This window comes from Rhizobacter sp. (assembly GCF_031412075.1).
Lineage (GTDB): Bacteria > Pseudomonadota > Gammaproteobacteria > Burkholderiales > Burkholderiaceae_C > Rhizobacter.
This window is the reverse complement of the sequence record NZ_JANOCG010000410.1, coordinates 1-3,564: the sequence shown is the minus strand read 5'-3', so window position 1 is coordinate 3,564 and position 3,564 is coordinate 1. Positions and strand designations below refer to the sequence as shown.

4 protein-coding genes and 1 pseudogene are annotated in these 3,564 nt (G+C 66.1%); all 5 read right to left on the bottom strand.

All coding sequences use genetic code 11. From position 1 onward, the window contains the following. Positions 1 to 32: 32 nt before the first annotated feature. Positions 33 to 503, bottom strand: a complete 471-nt coding sequence (locus RMO40_RS15545) for a hypothetical protein (protein ID WP_309723236.1) — start codon at positions 501 to 503, stop codon at positions 33 to 35. Between the two features lie 68 nt (positions 504 to 571). Further along, positions 572 to 1,258 (bottom strand): hypothetical protein, encoded by a 687-nt coding sequence (locus RMO40_RS15540; protein WP_309723233.1) that lies wholly within the window; start codon positions 1,256 to 1,258, stop codon positions 572 to 574. Positions 1,259 to 1,404: 146 nt separating this feature from the next. Then, positions 1,405 to 2,544: an alpha-D-ribose 1-methylphosphonate 5-triphosphate diphosphatase gene (locus RMO40_RS15535; protein ID WP_309723230.1), complete on the bottom strand. Its 1,140-nt coding sequence runs from the start codon at positions 2,542 to 2,544 to the stop codon at positions 1,405 to 1,407. 141 nt (positions 2,545 to 2,685) lie between these two features. Next, positions 2,686 to 3,375, bottom strand: coding sequence for a phosphonate C-P lyase system protein PhnL (gene phnL, locus RMO40_RS15530; protein WP_309723227.1), 690 nt, complete (start codon positions 3,373 to 3,375; stop codon positions 2,686 to 2,688). An 11-nt stretch (positions 3,376 to 3,386) separates the two neighbouring features. Beyond that, positions 3,387 to 3,564, bottom strand: a pseudogene (gene phnK, locus RMO40_RS15525) (phosphonate C-P lyase system protein PhnK); the annotation flags it as partial.

Below are 3,564 nucleotides of genomic sequence, written 5' to 3'. Positions count from 1 at the left end.
CGAGTCACCGTTCGTCCAGGGCATTCCCCCGCTCACCGTTCGCCCTGAGGTATCGAAGGGCCAGCAGTGGACGGCGCACCCTTCGATACCTCAGGGCGTACGGAGTGAAATAAGCGCGGCCTGCGCTTGGCCGGCACGGCCGCCGCAGCCTTGCCCAGCGGCGGCTTCCCCGAAGCCTCGGGCCGTGTGGTTTCGCCGGGCGCGAGTGTGAACAGCTTGGCCGCGCGGCCTTTCAGTTCCAGCAGCTCATTGGGCGTCACCGAGTACTGCCCCGTCATCAGGTCGACCTGGATGCCGAACTCCACTTCCTTCTTGCCGTTGGAGAGCGTGCCCGAGGTGAACTCGTACTCCGCGTCTTCAGCCGGCAGGCCCTGGGTCGAGGCGTCGTAGTTTTCGTATTCCACGCTGCGAATCTCGCCACTGGCCAGGTCGAGCATGCCGCTGGATTTGATGACGCTGTCGCTCAGCTCGTCGGTGATGGTGATCGGCAGTTTGAGGTCCACGGCAGGTCTGTGTGTTGGGCTGGGGTGGGGATTCTAGGTTCCCCAGCCACACCCCAACGCAGACGGCGCTAGACCGTCTGGAAGTAGAACCGGTAGTCTGCGTTGTCATGCAGCATGCCGGCGGCAGCCAGATTGCTGTTGGCCGGGGTGCCCTCCAGGGTCAGCATCGGGATGGAGTTCCACGCGTATTGGTAGGCGTTGGCTGCGCGGTTGAAGGAGCCTTGGTAGAACTCGGTGTTGCTGCCGAGCCTGAACGCGTAGATCCGGTAGGCAAGGCCGTCGTGCAGCATGCCCCAGCGTGACCAATCGGTATCAGGCGGGAACCCGGTGACCGCGATGATTGGCAGCGAGTTGTGGCCGTAGCGGTAGGTCGTGGTTCCGGGCACCCAAGCCGCCTGGTAGAGGGTGTTTCGGTCTCCGAGGCGGCGCATGTAGAGCCGGTAGTCGCTGCCATCGTGCAGCATCTGGAAACTGCTTGCGTCGGTGTCGGCAGGAAAGTCAACCAGCGTCAGCTGTGGGATCGAGTTGTGCCCGAACGCATACGTGCCGCCATCGAACCCGAACTGGTAGAGCGTGTTGCTGCTGCTGCCGCGAAAGCAGTAGAAGCGGTAAGTCGTGCCGTCGTGCAGCATGGCCCAGCGGCGCAAGTTGGCATCGGCTGGGGCACCCGTGATCTGGATGTTCGGAATCGAGCGGAAGCCGAATCGGTAGATCGCCGTTCCATTGACCCACGCGAACTGGTTCAAAGAGGGCATCGTGTTCTCCTTGTGCGCTGGCGACGCTGCGTTACGGGTTTTGGGTTCTCTTGCCCGTGCGCGCTGAAGCGAGCGGCCGCGCACGATCGGCTCGATCATCGGCAGTGCACTGCCTGAAGGCATCCTCCCGTTTATGGAGGGGCCGTTCAAACCACCCGCCGCCCCCTCACCCATGTCTCTCGCACCACAGGGTGTTCGCCCAGCGACTTCACGCGGATGAGGTCGCCCCGCAGCCCCGCCGCGATTTCCCCCCGGTCATGGATCCCCACGGCCCGCGCCGGGTTGCGGCTCACCACGTTCGCTGCCTCCGGCAACGAAAACCCACCCTCTTGCGTGAGCCGCCACGCTGACTGCAGCAGGCTGCCCGGCACATAGTCGGACGAGAGCGCGTCCAGCACGCCCTCGCGCGCCAGCTCCATCGCAGAGACGTTGCCCGAGTGTGAGCCACCGCGGATCACGTTGGGGGCACCGGCCACGGTGCACAGACCGAGCGCCTTGGCGCGCCGCGCCGCCGCGAGTGTGGTGGGGAACTCGCTCATGCTCGCGCCCAGCGCATGCGCTTCGTCCACATGGTCGACGGTGGTGTCGTCGTGTGTGGCCAATGCCACCGAGTGGGTGCGCGCGAAATCGGTGAACCAGGCGCGGTTGGGGTGCGCATGCAGGGCCTGGCGCTGGGGTGCGATGCGCATCTCGTCGTTGAATTGCGCATCGCTCCAGCCTTTCTTGCCGGTGTAGTAGATGCGGGCGTGTTCGATGTCGGTCCATTGCCGCTGGCCGGGCGTGTGGTCCATCAGCGAGATCAATCGCAGGCGCGGGTGGCGTGCAAACGGCGCGAAGAGTTCTTGCGCGTTGGGTGCCGGCAGCTCGCAGCGCACGTGGATCAGGTGGTCGGCGCGCAGCAGGCCGGCGGCCTCCAGCGTGTCGAGCACCTCCAGCAGCGCGCTCTGGTCGCGCGAGCGAAAACCGTCGCCATACGGGTCGCCCACGCCGATGGCGTCGAGCACGGTGGTGATGCCGGCGGCGGCCACCTCGGCGTCGTGCGCCTGCACGGCCCCCAACATCGGGAAGTTGACCTTGGGTCGCGGCGTGACGTGGCGCTCCAGGTTGTCGGTGTGCACTTCCACCAGGCCGGGCAGCAGAAAGTCGCCGTCGAGGTCGTGCGCGTGGGCCACCGAGCTGGGGCCGGCGCTGATGTCGGCGATCAGGCCGTCGCGCAGGCGCACGCTGCCGTGCAGCACTTCGTTGGCGAGCACGATGCGCGCGTTGCTCAGGATCAGTTCGCTCATGTGGTTCATCTCTCTCTGCTCATTTCAGCACGGCGCACCCTTCGACGGACGGGCCTTCGACAGGCTCAGGCCCTGCTCAGGGCGAACGGAGGTGGCGGGCATTTTGTGCCGTGCGAACGGAGGCGGTGGGCGGCATGCCATCTATCGAATCGAAACACAACGGCTGGCCACCGCGTCACGCACTTCTTCGTCGTGGAAGATGCCCACCACTGCCGCACCGGCCGCGCGCGCTTCGTGGATCAGCTCGATCACCACCCGCCGGTTGGCGGCGTCGAGCGAAGCAGTAGGCTCGTCGAGCAGCAGCAGCCGCGCCGGCTCGATGAAGCCGCGCGCAATGTTGACACGCTGCTGCTCACCACCTGAGAAGGTGGCGGGCGGCAGCTCCCACAGGCTCTCGGGCAGGTTCAGGCGCTGCAACAGCGCGCGCGCCTCAACGCGGGCGGTCTCTTGCAGGGCTTCAGCATCTTGATCGGGGCGCGCCTGCAGCCAGCGCTCGGCCACCACGTCGACCGCCGGCACGCGTGGCACGGCGCGCAAGAACTGGCTCACATAGGCGATGTCGCGTTGGCGCAGTTTCAGCATTTGTTGCGGGGTGGCAGAAGCGATGTCGATGCGCCCATCGTTCGCATGCAGCCAGATCGAGCCGCTGTCGGCGCCGTAGCTGCCGTAGAGGCATTTCATCAGCGTCGACTTGCCCTGGCCCGAGGCGCCGAGCAGGGCCACACACTCGCCGGGCTCGACGCTGAGTGACACCTGCTTGAGCACCGGCAGCTCGAGGCCGCCGCGCAGGTGCAGGGTGAAGTGTTTGCAGAGCGATTCGACGTGCAGCATGGCGGGTGTGTTCAAGGCGCGACCACCGACGACACCAGCAGTTGCGTGTAAGCGTGCTGCGGATCGTCGAGCACACGGTCGGTCAGGCCTTGTTCTACGATGCGGCCTTCGCGCATCACCAGGGTGCGGTGTGCGAGCAGGCGTGCCACGCCGAGGTCGTGCGTGACGATGAGGGCCGAGAGGTGCATG

Bases quoted from the DNA above. Each gene is read 5' to 3' on its own strand.
- RMO40_RS15540 (WP_309723233.1), bottom strand. From the start codon at position 1,258: ATGCCCTCTTTGAACCAGTTCGCGTGGGTCAATGGAACGGCGATCTAC.
- RMO40_RS15535 (WP_309723230.1), bottom strand. From the start codon at position 2,544: ATGAGCGAACTGATCCTGAGCAACGCGCGCATCGTGCTCGCCAACGAA.
- phnL (WP_309723227.1), bottom strand. From the start codon at position 3,375: ATGCTGCACGTCGAATCGCTCTGCAAACACTTCACCCTGCACCTGCGC.